Source organism: Legionella sainthelensi, from assembly GCF_900637685.1.
In the GTDB taxonomy this organism is placed as follows: Bacteria; Pseudomonadota; Gammaproteobacteria; order Legionellales; family Legionellaceae; genus Legionella; species Legionella sainthelensi.
In genome coordinates, this window is record NZ_LR134388.1 from 1,127,501 (window position 1) to 1,145,763 (window position 18,263).

Here is an 18,263-nt window from a genome sequence, read left to right on the forward strand (position 1 = left end):
TAGAAGCGAACTCGGGGAACTGAAACATCTAAGTACCCGAAGGAAAAGAAATCAAAAGAGATTCTCCAAGTAGCGGCGAGCGAACGGGGAGGAGCCTGGCGTGATTTATGATACAAAGGAATAGAACAACTTGGGAAGGTTGGCCATAGAGGGTGAAAGCCCCGTATATAAAGGTTGTATCAAGAACTAGGCACGCGAATAAGTAGGCCGGGACACGTGTAATCCTGGTTGAAGATGGGTGGACCATCATCCAAGGCTAAATACTACTTACTGACCGATAGTGAACCAGTACCGTGAGGGAAAGGTGAAAAGAACCCCGGAGAGGGGAGTGAAATAGAACCTGAAACCGTTTGCGTACAAGCAGTGGGAGCATGGCTTAGGCTGTGTGACTGCGTACCTTTTGTATAATGGGTCAGCGAGTTACTTTCAGTGGCGAGGTTAACTGAATAAGGGAGCCGTAGAGAAATCGAGTCTGAATAGGGCGAGAGTCGCTGTGAGTAGACCCGAAACCGGGCGATCTAGTCATGTGCAGGATGAAGGTTGGGTAACACCAACTGGAGGTCCGAACCGGGTAATGTTGAAAAATTATCGGATGACGTGTGACTAGGAGTGAAAGGCTAATCAAGCCCGGAGATAGCTGGTTCTCCCCGAAAGCTATTTAGGTAGCGCCTCGTGAATGATTGTTGGGGGTAGAGCACTGTTTCGGCTAGGGGGCTGTCATGGCTTACCAAACCGATGCAAACTCCGAATACCGGCTAATTGAATCACGGGAGACACACGGCGGGTGCTAACGTCCGTCGTGAAGAGGGAAACAACCCAGACCGCCAGCTAAGGTCCCCAAGTACTAGTTAAGTGGGAAACGATGTGGGAAGGCACAGACAGCCAGGAGGTTGGCTTAGAAGCAGCCACCCTTTAAAGAAAGCGTAATAGCTCACTGGTCGAGTCGGCCTGCGCGGAAGATGTAACGGGGCTAAAACTAGTCACCGAAGCTGCGGATGTGTACTAAGTACACGTGGTAGGGGAGCGTTCTGTAAGCTGATGAAGGTGCATTGAGAAGTGTGCTGGAGGTATCAGAAGTGCGAATGCTGACATGAGTAACGATAATGAGGGTGAAAAGCCCTCACGCCGGAAGTCCCAGGTTTCCTGCACGACGTTAATCGGAGCAGGGTGAGTCGGCCCCTAAGGCGAGGCTGAAGAGCGTAGTCGATGGGAACCAGGTTAATATTCCTGGACTTTTTATAAGTGGTGATGTGGGGACGAAGAAGGCTAGGTGAGCCAGGCGATGGTTGTCCTGGTATGTGCATGTAGGGGGATGGTTTAGGCAAATCCGGACCATTAATAACTCTGAGGTGCGACATGGTGCTGACACTTCGGTGTACAGCGAAGTCATTGATGCCCGGCTTCCAGGAAAAGCTGCTAGCCATAACTTATAGAGAACCGTACCGCAAACCGACACAGGTGGACAGGTAGAGAATACTAAGGCGCTTGAGAGAACTCGGGTGAAGGAACTAGGCAAAATGGTACCGTAACTTCGGGAGAAGGTACGCCCTTTTCGGTGAAGGAATTTACTTTCTGAGCTGAAGAGGGCCGCAGAGACCAGGTGGCTGCGACTGTTTATTAAAAACACAGCACTCTGCAAATTCGTAAGAAGACGTATAGGGTGTGACGCCTGCCCGGTGCCGGAAGGTTAATTGATGGGGTTATCTTCGGAGAAGCTCTTGATCGAAGCCCCGGTAAACGGCGGCCGTAACTATAACGGTCCTAAGGTAGCGAAATTCCTTGTCGGGTAAGTTCCGACCTGCACGAATGGCGTAACGATGGCCACACTGTCTCCACCCGAGACTCAGTGAAATTGAAATCGCTGTGAAGATGCAGTGTACCCGCGGCTAGACGGAAAGACCCCGTGAACCTTTACTATAGTTTTGCACTGGACTTTGATGATGACTGTGTAGGATAGGTGGGAGGCTATGAAGTATCCACGCTAGTGGGTATGGAGCCGACCTTGAAATACCACCCTGTTGTTATTGAGGTTCTAACTTGGTCCCATTATCTGGGATAAGGACAGTGTATGATGGGTAGTTTGACTGGGGCGGTCTCCTCCCAAAGAGTAACGGAGGAGCACAAAGGTACCCTCGGTACGGTCGGACATCGTACCAAGAGTGTAAAGGCATAAGGGTGCTTGACTGCGAGAGCGACGGCTCGAGCAGGAACGAAAGTTGGTCTTAGTGATCCGGTGGTTCTGTATGGAAGGGCCATCGCTCAACGGATAAAAGGTACTCCGGGGATAACAGGCTGATACCGCCCAAGAGTTCATATCGACGGCGGTGTTTGGCACCTCGATGTCGGCTCATCACATCCTGGGGCTGAAGCAGGTCCCAAGGGTATGGCTGTTCGCCATTTAAAGTGGTACGCGAGCTGGGTTTAGAACGTCGTGAGACAGTTCGGTCCCTATCTGCCGTGGGCGTAGGAAAATTGAGAGGAGCTGCTCCTAGTACGAGAGGACCGGAGTGGACGAACCTCTGGTGTACCGGTTGTCACGCCAGTGGCATTGCCGGGTAGCTAAGTTCGGACGGGATAACCGCTGAAAGCATCTAAGCGGGAAGCCTCCCTCAAGATGAGTTTTCCCTTGAAGCCCGTTGAAGACTACGACGTTGATAGGCAAGGTGTGGAAGCGTAGTAATGCGTGAAGCTAACTTGTACTAATTGGCTGATTGTCTTGACCATATAATCTGAGTTACTTCAGATTGTGCTGAATATAAGATATAATGTTACTCTCTTTATTTACCTGAGTATCATGCGGCTAATGCACGATACTCAAAACAGTTTTCCTGGCGACCATAGCGGTTTGGTACCACCTGATTCCATCTCGAACTCAGAAGTGAAACGAACATGCGCCAATGATAGTGTGAGGCTTCCTCATGTGAAAGTAGGTCATCGCCAGGGTCTTTTCCTTAAAGCGGCTTATTATGCCGCTTTTTTTTTGCCTTATTTTTTATCCAGCCCTGCTCCTCGTTGATGTTCCGGGGTCATCCCCTGCCAGCAAGAATGGAATAGGAGCTTTATCAGCATTTCATCTTATCGGTCAATATCAATGAGATACATCAGGTGTTGCAAATAGAGGTCACTATCATTTTCTTGTCGCAATGACCATGCGAAACCATCGGCTGGTCTAGACACACGATGCACGTTACGTCACCTGCGCCAGAATAATTATCATCAAAGTACATATCCAATAGCTGTGAACTCATCAGCGGCATATTCACCATCCTTATTAGTGCTGACATGCTTTGGTGATGGAAAAAAACTGATGACTAAATACGAGTGATTTGGATTTGTAACTTGTTCAGAATCAGAAAGCTCGTCTTCTTCCTCACTATCAGACGTATCTTGATAATATGAATTTAGTTCTTTCCTAAAGAGTGAAGGATTTGCTAAACTAAAATCCTGATCAAGATTATTTTCAAGCGCTAATAATTGCCATTGTTCATGCCTGCTTTTTAATAACTTTATTAAGGATTCTAGATCATAGTCACTAACTTTTATGTTAGAAAAATCATTCTTCATTGAAATAATTTTCTCTTCATCTTCAATTAAAGTAAGAAGTTTATTGAGCATTATTTGATGGTGCGTGTATAAATCAGATGTTATCGTGGTACGAATGATGCCTTCAAAAAATGAAAAGGGAGTTTCTGCAATTAGCTTTATCATAGCTATTTTTTCACTTTGAAAACTTTCTGATCCCACATAATTTTGAGGTAAAGATGCTTGATCGACGCCATGATAATGCTGTTCAACGATATAGGGAATTTTTTGTAGCGATGATAATGTAAGTGAAGTTCGTAACATGTCAAAGTCAAGAGACTCAGCCAAATCTATCCTAAAAGTTTTTTTTCCTCTCCTATATCCTGCAAGCCAAAATTACCCGAATGCATGTCAGTTTCACAAAGAAAGTAGCAAATAATGAACATTGCTGCTAAACCTTTAATCTTTTGAAATTGACTTGGATCTTTTAAATCTGGACAACCTTCTCTAAAATTTTTTATCTTCCTGCTCGCAATATAAAATTCATTATTTTCTTTAATAATCTCCAATTCCGGGCCATAGCCCATAAGACCTTTGAAAATTTTAGAGCAAGCTAATTCAATTTGAGCAGCATATTCACTACGCCTGAATAAAAGAAAGTACTCATCGTCGAAAAAAGAGTTTTGAATGGTCTGGGAATTTGGAGTACAGGTGTAACCATAGTTTAAATCACCCATTGGATTACCAAATAACAGTTTGATGTTATGAAAAGATGAAAAATCTCTATATGGCATGGTAAGCTCAATTATAAAAAGGATTAAATTGTACACGAAAGGCGATTAATTTGGACTTAAGATAATTAATAGTGATTAAATTTTTATCTCGATAAAAACCAATTTACACGATACACTCACATAAAAAGACCTAGGTGTTTTTTAATGAAAAATTTAGCCTAACGATTTTTTGTTTTAAACTATTTATCTTAAGGACTCCAAATGACAATTGAAAAGCGACTGATTGAACTGGAAGAAGATATTGAAACAATTAAAGAAATGAGTCATTTATTAGCTCAAAACATTAAGAACTCGGAAATGCTTCTAGAGCGAATTGCTAAACGGCTTAGCCACTATGAAAAAGCCAAACAGCAGGCAGCAATGAATCATGGAGAGTTATTGAATGCTTTTGGCATAATGAACCAGCAAAAACAACAGGAGCATGAGTTTATAGATGAATCTCCTGTAAACAGCTTAATTAAAAGCACGATTTAATCTAAGTACTTATCTTTTAATCGCACATAGTGTTGTGCTGAATATTCTAAGTGATCTAGTTCTTGAGCTGTTAACTTTCTAACAGCTTTAGCAGGGCTTCCAAGATACAAATGACCACTCTTGAGTATACTACCAGGAGTTACTAACGAACCGGCAGCAACCATTACATGATGTTGAATATGGACAGCATCTAAGATAATCGCTCCCATTCCAACAAGGCAAAAATCATCAATCACGCACCCATGCAATGCTGCATGATGACCGATTGTAATTCCTTGACCTAAAATCAATGGCTGGCCTTCAGCAGTATATGGGCCTTCATGCGTAACATGTAAAACAGAACCATCTTGAATGTTGCATGCATTCCCAACTTTAATGGAATTGACATCACCGCGAACAACAGCCATAGGCCAAATAGAAACATCATCTCCCAAGCTTACATCGCCAATGACTAGAGACTTAGGATCAATATAGATTCTTTGCCCCAAAGAAGGAGCTTTACCTTGAAAACTACGAACTGCATCATTCATATCAGCTACACCATAGTTACTAATTCTTCTGCGCTTGTGGGATGAATAGCAACAGTATTATCAAAATCTTTTTTACATGCTCCCATTTTTACAGCAACCCCAAAACCTTGGAGCATTTCGTCGGCTCCTAAGCCAATTACATGGAGCCCAATAATTTTTTCTTCCTGACCTAAAGTAACTAATTTCATTACAGTGGGGGTCTTTTGGGAAGCGAAAGCATCAAACATGGGAGTAAAACGTGTTTGATAAACTTTAATGTGTTCTTTACCATATTGCGTAATGGCTTCTTCTTCACTTAAACCTACAGTTCCCATAGGTGGGTGACTAAAGATTACCGTACTTATATTCTCATAACTTAGACGTGCATCTGGTTGTTGACCAAATAAGCGATCGGCCAAACGACGTCCTGCTGCTATTGCTACTGGAGTAAGTGCCGGCGCGTTAGTGACATCTCCTAGAGCATAAATTCCTTTAGCACTTGTATTTTGAAACGCATCGACTAAAATCAAGCCTTGCTTGTCGGTTGAAACGTTTGCCTTTTCTAGATGCAGATGGGCTGTGCGAGGAGTCCGCCCCACCGCTGCAATGATCACATCTATGTCGTGAATAATGGAGCCACTTTGGCATACAATCGATTTTCTGCCATCACTATGCAAATTTATTTCTTGTGCACGGTGATTTTGATGAATGTGAATTCCTTGTTGTTGCATGATTTCTAACAGAGTGTCCCCTAAAATAGTGTCAAAGCGACTTAAAGGTCTTGTGCCCCGCATTAAAAGATGAGTTTCGCTTCCCAAATTATGTAAAACTCCGGCTAATTCAACACCAATATAACCACTACCAATTACTGCTACTTTTTGGGGTTGTTTGGTCAAGGAAAAAAAACCATCTGAATCGATCGCATGTTGTATTCCATGGATTTGTGGTTGGGAGGGTTCACCTCCAGTTGCAATAATAATATGAGTGGCTTGAAAAAGTGTATCATTTACTTTGATTGTCTGTCCGTCATGAAATTCTCCTTTACCTTGAATTAAAGTAATGTCGTATTGAGCAAGTCGTTTTGCGTAATTTTCTCTTAGGCGATCGATATATGCATTACGCTGGCTGACAAGTGTATTCCAATTCAATTGGACAGGCACTGCATTAAATCCATAATCAGGCGCATGGTGAAGCATGTCAGCAATCATTGATGCATTGAACATGATTTTTTTAGGGACACATCCTAAATTGACACAAGTTCCTCCTAAGTGGCTTGCTTCAATCACAGCTACTTTGGAACCATATTTTGCAGCGCGAACAGCACTGGCGATACCGCCGCTTCCGCCACCAATTACGATCAAATCAAAATGTTTGTTTTTCATAGACTTTTTTAGAAAAATAAGTTTATATTATCAGGAACTGTCCAAGTAACCAACTCATTATTTTAATATGAGTTCGGGATAAGAAAGCAAATCATTACCTTGGCACGTTCGGGCGGAGGTGTACTGCCATTTCACTTAAGACATATCCCCTGTAACCACCGACATCCTGCGTTGTTTACGGGATTAAATAGTGGTGAGCGATTTCTGGACCTCGTGGGCACATCCCGGGCTCTAGAAATAAAGATAGATCCTTAAGTCAAATCGCAGTCCTTCTCAATTCCAACGATGGAGCGACTGAAATCTCTATCTCGAACACACGTTCTTTTAACATGAGTGATGCATCAAAATAATTATTTGATGGCTAAAGCCGGGGTTTTCTTAGTATCTCAGGTTGCTTCTCAGGAGTGTGGTTCTTTTTTACTAGCCGTAGCTTTATTCGATACTGATTATCTTTTATATAAAATTTGTAATCTTTTAATTCTGATTCTTTATCCTTAATCAAGGATTATAAGATTGGGTTGTATGTTTTTTGTGCAATTTAGGTGAATGTTATAAATCAATAATCATTAATAAGGAGATTAATGTGACTATGATTAAAATTAGCCGTATTGTTGTACTTGGAGATAGCTTGTCTGATAGAGGCACTTTCGATAAACGTAAACTATTTGGATTTATTCCTTTAGGTGATTTTTATGAAGTAGGTTTTGATGCCCCCAGAGGTAGATTTACTAATGGATTTGTTTGGGGTGACTATTTTGTGACGGCGATTATTGAAGATTTTGAAATCGATTATGTAAGAAAAAAATTAAAAATTAACCATGATCCTCGAGGTAATGCGGATGTCGCAGATGCAATTTTAGCTAATGATTTAAATATACTTAAAAAAAATGAAAAAGCATTTAGTCTAAATAATGACAAACATATTTTATTTAAAGGCGAGCGTTTTGCACGTTTCTATTGTGAAGCAGGGTTAACCGCTGATGATTACACGAGACAATTTACAATAAACCCTAAATATGAATTTCTGAGATTAATATTAGCCAGATTGGAAGATAAGCGGAAGCAGCTTTTTGATGAGGATAAAAAATATAAAATTACAGAACAAGAAAAATCTGAAACATTGATTATTGAATGGTCTGGAGCTAATGATTTATTAACCGTTAATGCAGAGCCAACTTTAATTGAAGCGGATAATGCAGTGAATGCACGCATTGCAAATTTGGAAATTCTTATTCAACAAGGTTATCGAAATTTTGTATTGGTAAATTTACCCGATCTTTCCTTAACGCCAAGATTTCAAGAAAAAACTAAAAAGAACAAGAAAATGCTACTAAATGTTCTGATCATTTTAATGATCAATTGGCAGATAAGACTAAGCAATTGATTGAAAAATATAAAGATTTAAATATACCCTTGAATCTTTCGATATTTGATGCCAATACCCCATTTAAAAAAATATATAATCATTGCGAAGAATATGGATTTGATAAAGAGAAATTAAAATCACCTTATATTGATTCCGAAGAATTTAAACAAAATCAAAAAAATCCAGAATATCAGCAGCAACATATCTCTCCTGCGGAGGGGTATATGTTTTGGGATGATATACATCCCAGTATGGATATGCATAGTTGGTTAGCTGTTATGTTTAAGGAGACTTATAATAAGATTTTTAAATTTATTCCTCCAGAACCTATAAAAAGAAGATGCAGTAAAGAAGCAGAAGATATGGTTCATCATTGTATTTCAGCGCCCTATGCTCATTTACCTTCTGATGTGGCAAAAATAATAAATAGTATTTGTTCAAATGCAAAAAATTTAGAGCAATCATGGTGTTCACACCGCCGTGGAGAAGAGGAGTTATTAAAACAGTTTATTTTTGAACTGAAATGCCAAAATGGTAATTTGCATGAAATAGATGCACTTATAAAAAAATTTACTAATGACTCTGAGAATATGAAAATGATAAAAAGACATCAGTATCCTATTTATGATTTTTTTGCGGGCAAGAAAACTACTCCTCTGGAGGATGCGGTTAAGGCACTGGCAATGGCAGTTGAGGAGCATCTTTCTGTTTCGAAACCAATGACCCTAATTAGTTCTTAAACGGTGTAAAAATCGATGCTGCAAGGTGAAGTGCTTAGTAAGGTATGTTGTTTTTTGAGACCTTCCGCGGTTGCGGAAGGTGATGTTTCTCAGGCTTCGACATTAAATAATATGTTTTGGTTATTCTGTAATTACTTTAAATTCTACCGCAATATTATTGCGAATTGCATTGGAGTAAGGACAGACTTTATCCGCTTTTGCTACCAGTTCCTCCGCATCTTTTTGATTTAAACCCTCTATATAAGCATGTATTTCGATTCCAAGTTTAAATCCCTTTTCAGGTGTTGGATATAAGGAGACTTGAGATAGAATAGAGGCTTCTTTAAGAGGGATGTGTTCTAGTCGAGCGACATGACGAATAGCGCTTTCAAAGCAAGCAGAATATCCTGCAGCAAATAATTCTTCAGGATTTGTACCTCCACCTTGTCCACCTAGCTCTTTAGGCATGGCGAGGTCGATTCTTAATAAGCCATCTGATGTTTCAATATGTCCATTTCTTCCACCGTGTGTACGTGCTGTGGCTGTGTAAAGTGCTTTCATATTTGTCCCTTGATTTTAAAAATATTATTTAGTTAACCGTATATACTTTGTTGCAGTCATTTGGAACTATTGGGCTTTTTACCCCATAAAATAAGCCCTGATCTTCATAATTGCATATTTGTTGCATATTCAATTCACTTAGGCATTGAGATAATGTTTTATTGTGGCAGTGAGGGAAAATTGCATTGGGATTATTTAATGCCTGATATTGTTGGTTTCCCCACTTCTCTAAGTGACTAGTATAATAAGTAGTAAAATTTTTAACCTTCATTTTTTATTTAGCGTGAAGATCTTCATTCCAGGATAATTATGATGGTTACGACTGATACCTGGAGTAGAGAAGGCATATATGTTGGTACCATTATTCAAATGGATTTTTCTAAATTCATCCATGTGAGAATGGGAGGTTAATAATGTGATTTCCCCATATGATTGTTGGTTTTGGCTAAGTATATTTATAAATTTTTTTAAATAGTGTTTGCGCCAAACTGGTTTTCCAATATACGAGTTTCCTGGTGGCTCATGCATGGCGATTAACAATTGTTCCGCATGGTGTTCTTTTAATTGTTGCTCCAACCAAGACAGCTGTTCTAAGGCATCTTTTTTCTGATTAGGATACTGTGAGAGCAAGGGTGTTTCGGCCCATTGGTTCGCATTGAGGGCAATTAATATAATTTTTTTATTTCCAGGGATGACATAACTCGAATAATAGCCATCGCGGTACATGTGAGTGTCGTTAATAATTAATTTCTTACAATGAGCGCATGCTCCATGCCAATTTGTAGCAAAATTTAAAGGAGAAACTCCATTTGATGTAAATGGCTGATAATTTCCACTTAGAGAATCATTGTTGCCAGTAATGTAAAAAATGGGTTTTAAGTCCACATCATTTATATATAATTCGTCAAATACCTTTTTTTCATAGGCTCCTTTTACGGTGGCATTAAATAATGAATGAGTTGGTAAATCACCTAAGCACAGAATAAAGTTTACTTGTTTACTCAATTTTTTGAATTTCTTCATAGTAATGTTGAGAAATTCCGGTCCGGTATCCCCTCCATCACGTGATACATTGGTTTCACCATAATGAATGTCGCTGATGGTGAGAAAATTCAAATGTGCATATGCGGGAGGAATAAACCAACTTATTAAAAAAACAAGCTTAACGAGTGATTTCAATCAATTTCTCCATAATTTGCTGCTTAAACTTTAGGGATACCTATTAGATAATTTTTATCTATTTAAGTTGCTTCGTGAATGCTCCAAATTCGCTGTACTTGATTTGGATTTTCTAATGTTTCTACCCACAGTAATGTAGGGCCGCCAGCAGGATTTATCGTTAAAGTTTTGGAGGATAATATCACTGCAAAAGGATATTTTTTAATAACAGATTGTAATACGGACCATACTTTGTCAGTATCTGCTTGGTTATCGTTTACGATCAGTTCATTGTTACGATACACAACATTGACTGGTTGGTCTTTTAAAGACATGCGTATCGCAGACTCCAAACGCCTCCATTTGGCTTGGTGCGCCCTTTGCTTCTCAGCTTGGGTTGGATTGGATTGAAAACTAATACGCTGATGCGGGGAAAATACTCGACTCAAACGGCTGCTACTCGGACTGTTTTTCAAGAAATAGGTACATAATGCATCTAAAACGGGTCGTCCGGGGCCTGATGCTTTTCCAGGTTGCCGGTTGACATATAGAGCAAAGGCCAAAGTATGGCCATTAGCTGCATATAAATATCCGGAAAGGCTATTTATCCCAACCATAGTGCCTGTTTTAGCGCGGACAAAGCCTTGTTGGCTCGGGATGTGAAATCTTTTTTGTAAGGTTCCATCACGTCCAGATATGGGTAAAGCGGCAATGTATTCGTAAGATAAAGGAAACCGTTGATATAAAAACTTTAATAAGGATATGGTTTGTTCTGGAGTGACCAGGCTATAACGAGATAAACCCGAACCATCAGTAAGGATTGCATTTGTGAAGTCAATGCCTGTTTGAGATTGTAGAAAACTTTTAATTATAGGCTGAGCGGATTGCCAATTAACAGGGGAGCCATTAAGTTTTGCTGCAGCATGCAAATACAAACTGTCTGCGTATAAATTATCAGAGGGTTTCAACGTATCAGCCATTAATTCTGACACAGGTTTTGAATATTGTGTTGCAATTAATAAAGAGTTACCGGGCGTTTTACCTAATTGAACTTGGCCATTGAGCTGGATATGTTCTTTGGCCAATTGACTTTGTATCATTGCCTGGGCATACATTAAAGGGTTTTTGATTGCCATTCGTTGTTGTACTGCCCATTGACCAACACCCACACAACCGCGTACCGTTAAATGATTTTCTTTATCTAAACTAAAGCCTACACCACAACCTTGAGCCTTGGCTTTAGTAGTTGCCTGATTGTTTAATGAAATCTTTCCCCCGCCATCGTCTACTTCAACTACAGCCGGATCGCCTGTGCGTGCTCCTGGATTTACAGTCACGGTCAAACGATTTGCATCAAGCATTACCGGGGCGTTAGGTGCGCCATAGCTGTATGCTAAATCAGAGGTGAGCCAGCCTGGGGGATAGGGATTAACTCCAGCTACATTGCTGTCAATATATAAATTACCTTGAATGGTATTGATGTTTAGTTCTTTCAAAGAAGAAAGAAGTTTTTTCAAATCATGACGACTAAAAGAAGGGTCTCCGCTAAGTTGTAAGTAAACATTTCCTTGCAAAATACCTTGTTGTATTTTGCCTGCACCCACACTCAGTTGATTTTTAAAATGGTAATCAGGTCCAAGAACCATTAACGCTGCGGCTTCGGAAAAAAGCTTCATGTTGCTTGCCGGGATATATAACCGTCCAGCATTGCGTCGATATAAAGTTTCTCCTGAGGTAAGATCAATGACAACAGCCCCAAGATTAACATTTGGATTAATTTGGTTAATTAATTTATCTACTTCATTTTGTATCCGGGCGCTTTGTGATACCGAGGATAATGTCACGAAAAATGCGCTAATTAACGTCTTTTTCATCAATGTTGTTCCTCATATTCTTGGGGAGATAAGCATGCTCTAATCATATCGCAAGCCCAGACGCTCCAAAAGCCCTGCAAGCGTATCATTGTCATAAAATTTTACTTTTAGCCATCCGCCATCATCATTATCATTTATTATTTGTACGGGGGCACCTACCTGCTCCGCTAAAACACTTTGCAAGCGTTCCACATCACGATCTTTTTTCGCATTTTTGGGAAAAGAGTGGACATTATTTTTTTGTATTTTTACTGCATGCTCAAGCTGTCTTACTGACCACTGCTCGTTTATCGTTTGAACAGCCAAATATTCTTGTTGGGCAAAATCAAGCCCTACGAGCATTCGTGCATGGCCTAGGGATAAAGCTTTATCACGAATAAAATTTTTTATTTTCTCGCTTAGGGTTAACAGTCGTATAATATTAGCAATATGACTACGTGATTTTCCTACCAGGGTGGCTATTTCATCTTGTTGGTAATTAAATTCATCTATTAAACGTCGATAGGCGTTTGCTTCTTCAATCAAGTTTAAATTTTCTCGTTGAATGTTTTCAATCAAGGTAAGCGCACAAGCTTGCTTGTCGGTGTAATTTCCTATAAGACAAGGTACCGTGTGCAATCCTGCCATTTTTGCAGCTCTCCAGCGTCTTTCTCCAGCAATAATCTCATAGCGGTGTTTTGCAATTGGGCGTACGATTAGCGGTTCGATTAAGCCTTGTGAGGCAATGGATTGGGCAAGCTCTTGCAAAGCTGTAGTATTAAAATCTTCTCTTGATTGATATTGGCCTGCTTGCAGGCTTTCTATAGGTAAATGATGAAATTCGGCGTGCATCAAATGAAATACAAAAAGGGAGGATAAGAAATTGTTTCATATTTTGCTAAGAATGAAAATAGCTAAAGAGAGGGTAAATCATTGATGAAGAGCTTGATAGAGTCTAATTTATTAATGCCATTACCAAATCACCCTCTTAGTATCATCGAGGCTGTAGGCCAAGCTACAGACCTGGCTAAGCCACGTACGCGTGCCAAAAGCCCCTCCTGGTTCGATTCATGAAATAGTGCACTAATTAAAATCACGCTTATTTACTATAGACTATTCGAATTAAATGCAATTGATAATCATTCTCATTGACTTTCGGCCTTTATAATGTAATGCTGTCTCAAAAATTGCATATTAAAATTGATAAAGGATTATTATGTTTGATGAATTGAGCACGAGCTCGCAGCCATACGATATATCATTAAGGTTCTGCGCCAAATGTTTAAAAAAATTTTGTCCCGATACAGAGCAAATAAACTCTGATACAGTAAAATTTTTTGTGCCTACTCTGGATGGATTATTTAGAAATCATTTTGCTTATATTGAGTTACCTAAAAAAATGGTTGATAAAATTTTCATATTGAAGAACATACTAGTGTTGACTTATCAGAAATTGCTAAGGTATTGCATGTTGAGTTAGGAGATTTGCCATCCTGTGAAAGAGAGAAGGAGATAAAGTCATTTTACTCATATTCATCAGAGATTAATTTTCATTTTGCTGAGCAGCTTAAAATTTAATTCGCTCTAACTGTGCTTATTTTAATCGAACAAGTATTCAAAATAAATGTTGATCATAATGTTGCATATTAGTAGATGTTTTAGTTCACAGGGGCGTCAAACTGGTGGAGTATATTGACAGTATATTCCATTGATGATCAATTTTTCATTTTTATCGAATTCAGATAGATATACCCAAAGTGGATTGCATCCTATGAAATTACCATTTCCATCTCGCTGAATTTGATGAGCCCCTATTACGCCGGCAAAACCAGTCCAATAGATAGTATCATTTACTATTACTGGTTTGTCACTGTTAGAAAAAGCTGATGAATTTGATGGGGTGTGCGCTAGACCTTGTGTGTAATCAATTTTGCATAATTCTGCGATTTCTTTCACATTATCCTTGGTAATGCCCGAGTTTATATTGTGATGACTATTTTGTTTGTTTTGCCCCCAATTATTCCAATCAGCTAATTTTTTCGTTTTGGTAATCGACAAACTATTATTCTTATCAGGTTGATAACACTGGTTTGGATCGGCGGTACCATCAGAATTTGCCTGGCATAGGATTGGCCCCTTATGTATTTCAGCGATTGGCAGCTTGCTCCCAATAATTTTAAATGTGACAGAACAACTATCTCCACTGGAATTTTTAGGTGCCAGACGACAAGTATTAGTCTGAACAATATCTGGTGTTGGATACAAGGCTAAAACCTTTGGTTTTCTGGATTTGTTTTCTATTTTATAGGTGATTGTAGCTGTAATATTTTCAGGAATAGCCGGAATGTTTTTGCCAGACTCCACGGTAAACGTCCACATGGGTTGACTTGCTTGCAAATAGGGAGAAACGCAGGCTAATCCAAGGAAAAAGACTATAGGTTTTATAACGTTTTATCATAACACTATCCTTATGCTGTATATGTTAGATCAAATAAAATACCATATAGAGGTGACTTAGGCCCAAGCCTGAGTTTAAGGTTTGGCCCTCTACTTGCTCCAATTCACTTTTACCCCAATCTGCAAATTCATAACGCACTCCGACTTGCCAATTCTGGTTTAAAGGCTTTTGCACCCCCCATCTACTGTATAATAGGTAAACGTCGTTTGGGTATATAATTTAAAATGCGGTGTAGGACGCGCTTTAAAAATAAGTGGTGTACTTTGATAAGAATAAGCATCATTAAAACCCTCGCCAATACGATAACCTTGGTCGAATAAAACCTTTGTTTTAGCTGCTATATGCGTGTGTTGAACTTTGTAACCGTAAGTGAAGTTATCAAACTGAAGGTTTGCATCATCCCATATCACACCCTTAAGCGTTGCATTACTGGTTGCCTGATTGTGACAGAATCTTTTGTATCTCTAAAAAGACCTCACCATCGAATAAGGAACTCAGTCTCTAATTCCCAAATATTTTTTTACTTGTATCACCGCCTGCTCTATGGTCACTGCACCAGTATCAATACTGAGGTCATCTTGTCCATATTGATGGACTAGGTCATATAAACCTCGGGCTCTTCCTAATACTCTATCACCTCTCGTTCGCTCTCTTTCCTCGACAATATTTAAAGGACAATGAACGCCAATACGCAATACATGATAAGGAGCAAAAGCGCGTTTACAATCGTCAAACATTTTTTGGTTATGATATACCTGGTCAAAAATAACTTTGTTTCCAGTAGCGACTAACTCTGCCACTACTAGAGGCATGGCATCTATAATGGATTGAAAAACGGGGCCAAAAACAGCTTCTATTTTCTTTGGTTGCCCATTTTTCTGCACCTCAATCATTCTCACTCCCTGTTCAAGATAGGCATTATGAGGACTTTGCTCAGGACTAGCAGCATCTTCCCAATAACGTTTAGGCGCTAGCATGATTAATGTGTCGAAAGAACAATGCAAATAAGGTATGATAAAATCATCCTGCATAGCTTTAGCTAAAGTTGTTTTCCCTGCACTAGAAGTACCATTTAGAATAATAATTTCAGGCCATTGAGACATATGAATCATTCCATTACCAACTCGATTATAAAATCTTACCCTACTTAGTATTTAATTCACATCAGCCAGCTAAGATTATTTGAATTTAAACAGAAAGGTTGGGTTATTTGACCCAACAGCAGGGTGGGATGGTTCATTAGAACCTAATATTACAATATAATATAAGCATGTTACGAGCTTCGAGAGTAGGTATGCCTTATAACAAAGTATTTCCACTAATGGGGGTTGGTACCTTTATTGGTGTGGAAGCAGATCACATTGAAAATGTATCAGAGCGAATGGCTGCTGTTAAAAATACGGTGCTTAAAGCTTTGGAGCTAGGCTATAGACATATCGACCTTGCATTAAGCTACGGCAATTTATCTGCAATTGGTGTGGCATTACAGCAAGCGATGAAACCTAAATTGGAGGGTGGCTTGGGCATCTCTCGCGATGAATTATGGCTTACCATGAAATCAGATCAGTATAAGCCTGAAAATATCCAAGTGTATCTAGACACCTTAGGTGTAGAGTACATTGATACTTTTATGCTTCATCATCCTTACACAAATCATATTTTCGGTAGTGAAGAGCAACTGACGAATACATGGGGGGCAGTAACATCTCTTTTAGGTGATAAAGTTAAAACGGTAGGGGTGTCTAATTGCTATCCAGGCCATCTCTCACGACTAGTAGCTGTATGTGACAAGCATCACTTGCCTAAGCCATTCAGCAACGAAGTTGAATCAAATTTATTATGTCCTAATGATGCAACCATTAAATTTTGTCGAGACAGTGGGATACAAGTTATTGCTTATTCACCGCTGGGCTACAATATGTCTTCTATGATACTCGAGTCTGAAATATTAGTAACAATCGCTGATAGTATGGATGCGACACCTACTCAGGTTGCATTGGCATGGCATATGGCGCGAGGTGTGGCTGTGATTCCTAAATCAACTCATGCGGCAAGACTTCAAGAAAATTTGGCGGCATTGACCTATGTTGGGGATATAGACGGAAACAAACAGGGACAATTGTCTACAATAGCTATTGACGGTATGGATGCTGTGACTGAAACGGCAGCAGCAGCTAAAGCGCATGCTGAATCATTAGTTTGGGTTGTGGTCGAATCTGAATTTGATTCAGAAGTAGACGATGAAAAGGCTAAGACTTCATGCTTTAAATGCGGTTAAAAGTTTTTCGCTGAGAATCATTGATACTCATTAGGCTGCACGCCAGTTACCAAACTTACAATAACATTTGAATTATTTGAGTTTCTACAAAACGCTCGTAATCGGTAATGAGTTAAGTAAAATTCTTAGTCAGGAAAATTTTGAGCCAAACAATTTAAAAAGTTGTTTAAGTGACCAGTCTGGTCGTCAAATTGTTACAGGTCTAGTTGTTAATAAAAAATTAAATGTTCCTAAAGAATATCTAAAAGAAATTCGAGCCATGCTTTACTCATGGGAGAAATTTGGTTTAGAACAAGCAAGCGATTATTGGTTAGAAAAATTTAATAAAAAAATAGAGCTAGTTATAATTGTCGAAAATTTAGTTTAGTTCTTAGGGGTAAAATAAATTATTTAGAAACAAACTCCACATACTTAAAATTAGGCTCTAGACTTGCCAGCTTGGATTCTGCATTTAGGATAGATATTAAATCCCTACATTCCGCTATTGCTGATGAAATCAGAGTATTGTGTGAAGGTGAGACAGATAGAATCCATTTAGAAGTAGCTATAAATCATTTCCATGCTAAAGGTACATTTCTCAATTTGAAACTTGTATTTCCCAGCCAAGAATATGGTGGTGATAAGGCATTGCAAAATAAATGCTTAGGACTATCTTCTTCTTCCCAAACTCACTTGACCATTTGTCTTTTTGATAGGGACAATAAACAAATTATTCATGAAATGGCTGGTTCGACGTCTAATTACAAAGATCACGGTAATAATGTTTTTTCATTGGTAATTCCCCCGTTTCTTCTCGAAAAGATGATTTTATTTGTATTGAACTGGAGGTTGAGAATGAGTAAAATTATTGATGCTATGCTGGAAACAGCTAAAGATCTTAGGTTAGATGCAATTACTATTAAAGAAATAGAAATGCTTAACTTAAGTGAGGTTAAAGAACTTGAGGCACAAGAAATAAAAAAATGCGAATTAAAGAAAAAGTTAGCCAAGCTGTAATGGCTAAAATATTGAATGTTACTCCATCTACATATCAAAAGTGGGAAAGGGGAGAGGTGCACCCCAAAGGAGCCAATCTTAAACTACAGCGTTTAGCTCATGCTCATGGAATTCAATATATTTTATCTTAGAGCCTATCCGAAAAATACCATTCTATCCCATGAGCCCTATACTGAGATAATGGATTCCCCAT

At 39.2% G+C, this 18,263-nt stretch carries 17 protein-coding genes, 2 rRNA genes and 1 pseudogene (1 of these 20 cut by a window edge); 9 read left to right on the forward strand and 11 right to left on the reverse strand.

What is annotated here, in order from left to right; genetic code table 11:
• Both EL220_RS05055 and rrf read left to right on the forward strand, forming a co-directional pair.
• Nucleotides 1-2,724 (forward strand): 23S ribosomal RNA (locus tag EL220_RS05055) (it extends 173 nt beyond the left edge of the window).
• A gap of 103 nt (nucleotides 2,725-2,827) precedes the next feature.
• Nucleotides 2,828-2,943 (forward strand): 5S ribosomal RNA (gene rrf, locus EL220_RS05060).
• 273 nt (nucleotides 2,944-3,216) lie between these two features.
• On the opposite strand, the gene EL220_RS05065 is transcribed toward rrf, so the two are convergent.
• Together EL220_RS05065 and EL220_RS18605 are read right to left on the reverse strand one after the other, a co-directional pair.
• On the reverse strand, nucleotides 3,217-3,846 hold the full coding sequence (locus tag EL220_RS05065) for a hypothetical protein (protein ID WP_232002625.1): 630 nt from the start codon (nucleotides 3,844-3,846) through the stop codon (nucleotides 3,217-3,219).
• Nucleotides 3,847-3,872: 26 nt separating this feature from the next.
• Nucleotides 3,873-4,316, reverse strand: coding sequence for a hypothetical protein (locus tag EL220_RS18605; protein WP_232002626.1), 444 nt, complete (start codon nucleotides 4,314-4,316; stop codon nucleotides 3,873-3,875).
• Nucleotides 4,317-4,517: 201 nt separating this feature from the next.
• On the opposite strand from EL220_RS18605, the gene EL220_RS05070 reads away from it, so the two are divergent.
• Nucleotides 4,518-4,790, forward strand: coding sequence for a hypothetical protein (locus EL220_RS05070; protein ID WP_027272267.1), 273 nt, complete (start codon nucleotides 4,518-4,520; stop codon nucleotides 4,788-4,790).
• Here the strand turns inward: EL220_RS05070 and EL220_RS05075 are convergent.
• Both EL220_RS05075 and gorA read right to left on the reverse strand, forming a co-directional pair.
• On the reverse strand, nucleotides 4,787-5,320 hold the full coding sequence (locus tag EL220_RS05075) for a gamma carbonic anhydrase family protein (protein WP_027272268.1): 534 nt from the start codon (nucleotides 5,318-5,320) through the stop codon (nucleotides 4,787-4,789). The two genes, EL220_RS05070 and EL220_RS05075, sit on opposite strands and share 4 nt — an antisense overlap.
• 5 nt (nucleotides 5,321-5,325) lie before the next feature.
• Nucleotides 5,326-6,681: a glutathione-disulfide reductase gene (gorA, locus tag EL220_RS05080; protein ID WP_027272269.1), complete on the reverse strand. Its 1,356-nt coding sequence runs from the start codon at nucleotides 6,679-6,681 to the stop codon at nucleotides 5,326-5,328.
• Between the two features lie 583 nt (nucleotides 6,682-7,264).
• Here gorA and EL220_RS19495 point away from each other — a divergent pair.
• Nucleotides 7,265-8,065 carry an SGNH/GDSL hydrolase family protein gene (locus EL220_RS19495; RefSeq protein WP_331852661.1) on the forward strand — a complete coding sequence of 267 codons (801 nt, stop codon included), beginning with the start codon at nucleotides 7,265-7,267 and terminating at the stop codon, nucleotides 8,063-8,065.
• Entirely contained in the window at nucleotides 8,041-8,787 is a 747-nt protein-coding gene (locus EL220_RS19500) for an SGNH/GDSL hydrolase family protein (RefSeq protein ID WP_269471005.1), read from the forward strand. The genes EL220_RS19495 and EL220_RS19500 overlap by 25 nt, the downstream gene beginning before the upstream one ends.
• A gap of 120 nt (nucleotides 8,788-8,907) precedes the next feature.
• Here EL220_RS19500 and EL220_RS05090 read toward each other — a convergent pair whose 3' ends face one another.
• The 7 genes and pseudogenes from EL220_RS05090 to EL220_RS05120 form a co-directional block, all read right to left on the reverse strand.
• On the reverse strand, nucleotides 8,908-9,327 hold the full coding sequence (locus tag EL220_RS05090; protein WP_027272271.1) for an organic hydroperoxide resistance protein: 420 nt from the start codon (nucleotides 9,325-9,327) through the stop codon (nucleotides 8,908-8,910).
• A 28-nt stretch (nucleotides 9,328-9,355) separates the two neighbouring features.
• Nucleotides 9,356-10,506: pseudogene (locus EL220_RS05095) on the reverse strand (metallophosphoesterase).
• 62 nt (nucleotides 10,507-10,568) lie between these two features.
• Entirely contained in the window at nucleotides 10,569-12,359 is a 1,791-nt protein-coding gene (gene dacB / locus EL220_RS05100; protein ID WP_027272273.1) for a D-alanyl-D-alanine carboxypeptidase/D-alanyl-D-alanine endopeptidase, read from the reverse strand.
• A 39-nt stretch (nucleotides 12,360-12,398) separates the two neighbouring features.
• The gene (locus EL220_RS05105) at nucleotides 12,399-13,190 is read right to left on the reverse strand and encodes a ParB/RepB/Spo0J family partition protein (protein ID WP_027272274.1); all 792 of its coding nucleotides are present in this window, start codon (nucleotides 13,188-13,190) and stop codon (nucleotides 12,399-12,401) included.
• Nucleotides 13,191-14,012: 822 nt separating this feature from the next.
• Nucleotides 14,013-14,717 (reverse strand): hypothetical protein, encoded by a 705-nt coding sequence (locus EL220_RS05115; RefSeq protein ID WP_128130831.1) that lies wholly within the window; start codon nucleotides 14,715-14,717, stop codon nucleotides 14,013-14,015.
• 237 nt (nucleotides 14,718-14,954) lie between these two features.
• Nucleotides 14,955-15,206, reverse strand: a complete 252-nt coding sequence (locus EL220_RS18135; protein ID WP_027272276.1) for a hypothetical protein — start codon at nucleotides 15,204-15,206, stop codon at nucleotides 14,955-14,957.
• A gap of 84 nt (nucleotides 15,207-15,290) precedes the next feature.
• Entirely contained in the window at nucleotides 15,291-15,899 is a 609-nt protein-coding gene (locus tag EL220_RS05120; RefSeq protein WP_027272277.1) for a chloramphenicol phosphotransferase CPT family protein, read from the reverse strand.
• A gap of 191 nt (nucleotides 15,900-16,090) precedes the next feature.
• Between EL220_RS05120 and EL220_RS05125 the strand changes: the two genes are divergently transcribed.
• The 4 genes from EL220_RS05125 (at nucleotide 16,091) to EL220_RS18615 (ending at nucleotide 18,201) form a co-directional block, all read left to right on the forward strand.
• Entirely contained in the window at nucleotides 16,091-17,074 is a 984-nt protein-coding gene (locus EL220_RS05125) for an aldo/keto reductase family protein (protein WP_027272278.1), read from the forward strand.
• 76 nt (nucleotides 17,075-17,150) lie between these two features.
• The gene (locus EL220_RS05130) at nucleotides 17,151-17,441 is read left to right on the forward strand and encodes an RNA-dependent RNA polymerase family protein (RefSeq protein WP_027272279.1); all 291 of its coding nucleotides are present in this window, start codon (nucleotides 17,151-17,153) and stop codon (nucleotides 17,439-17,441) included.
• A 71-nt stretch (nucleotides 17,442-17,512) separates the two neighbouring features.
• A complete protein-coding gene (locus EL220_RS18610) occupies nucleotides 17,513-18,070 on the forward strand; it encodes a hypothetical protein (protein ID WP_051544789.1) in 558 nt (185 codons plus the stop codon).
• Nucleotides 18,070-18,201, forward strand: coding sequence for a helix-turn-helix domain-containing protein (locus EL220_RS18615; protein WP_232002730.1), 132 nt, complete (start codon nucleotides 18,070-18,072; stop codon nucleotides 18,199-18,201). The genes EL220_RS18610 and EL220_RS18615 overlap by 1 nt, the downstream gene beginning before the upstream one ends.
• Nucleotides 18,202-18,263 lie beyond the last annotated feature (62 nt).

What these genes read in the sequence shown, in the direction of transcription:
- EL220_RS05065 (WP_232002625.1), bottom strand. Translation starts at nt 3,846, where the DNA reads ATGTTACGAACTTCACTTACATTATCATCGCTACAAAAAATTCCCTAT.
- EL220_RS18605 (WP_232002626.1), bottom strand. Translation starts at nt 4,316, where the DNA reads ATGCCATATAGAGATTTTTCATCTTTTCATAACATCAAACTGTTATTT.
- EL220_RS05070 (WP_027272267.1), top strand. Translation starts at nt 4,518, where the DNA reads ATGACAATTGAAAAGCGACTGATTGAACTGGAAGAAGATATTGAAACA.
- EL220_RS05075 (WP_027272268.1), bottom strand. Translation starts at nt 5,320, where the DNA reads ATGAATGATGCAGTTCGTAGTTTTCAAGGTAAAGCTCCTTCTTTGGGG.
- gorA (WP_027272269.1), bottom strand. Translation starts at nt 6,681, where the DNA reads ATGAAAAACAAACATTTTGATTTGATCGTAATTGGTGGCGGAAGCGGC.
- EL220_RS05090 (WP_027272271.1), bottom strand. Translation starts at nt 9,327, where the DNA reads ATGAAAGCACTTTACACAGCCACAGCACGTACACACGGTGGAAGAAAT.
- dacB (WP_027272273.1), bottom strand. Translation starts at nt 12,359, where the DNA reads ATGAAAAAGACGTTAATTAGCGCATTTTTCGTGACATTATCCTCGGTA.
- EL220_RS05105 (WP_027272274.1), bottom strand. Translation starts at nt 13,190, where the DNA reads ATGCACGCCGAATTTCATCATTTACCTATAGAAAGCCTGCAAGCAGGC.
- EL220_RS05115 (WP_128130831.1), bottom strand. Translation starts at nt 14,717, where the DNA reads ATGTGGACGTTTACCGTGGAGTCTGGCAAAAACATTCCGGCTATTCCT.
- EL220_RS05120 (WP_027272277.1), bottom strand. Translation starts at nt 15,899, where the DNA reads ATGTCTCAATGGCCTGAAATTATTATTCTAAATGGTACTTCTAGTGCA.
- EL220_RS05125 (WP_027272278.1), top strand. Translation starts at nt 16,091, where the DNA reads ATGCCTTATAACAAAGTATTTCCACTAATGGGGGTTGGTACCTTTATT.
- EL220_RS18615 (WP_232002730.1), top strand. Translation starts at nt 18,070, where the DNA reads ATGGCTAAAATATTGAATGTTACTCCATCTACATATCAAAAGTGGGAA.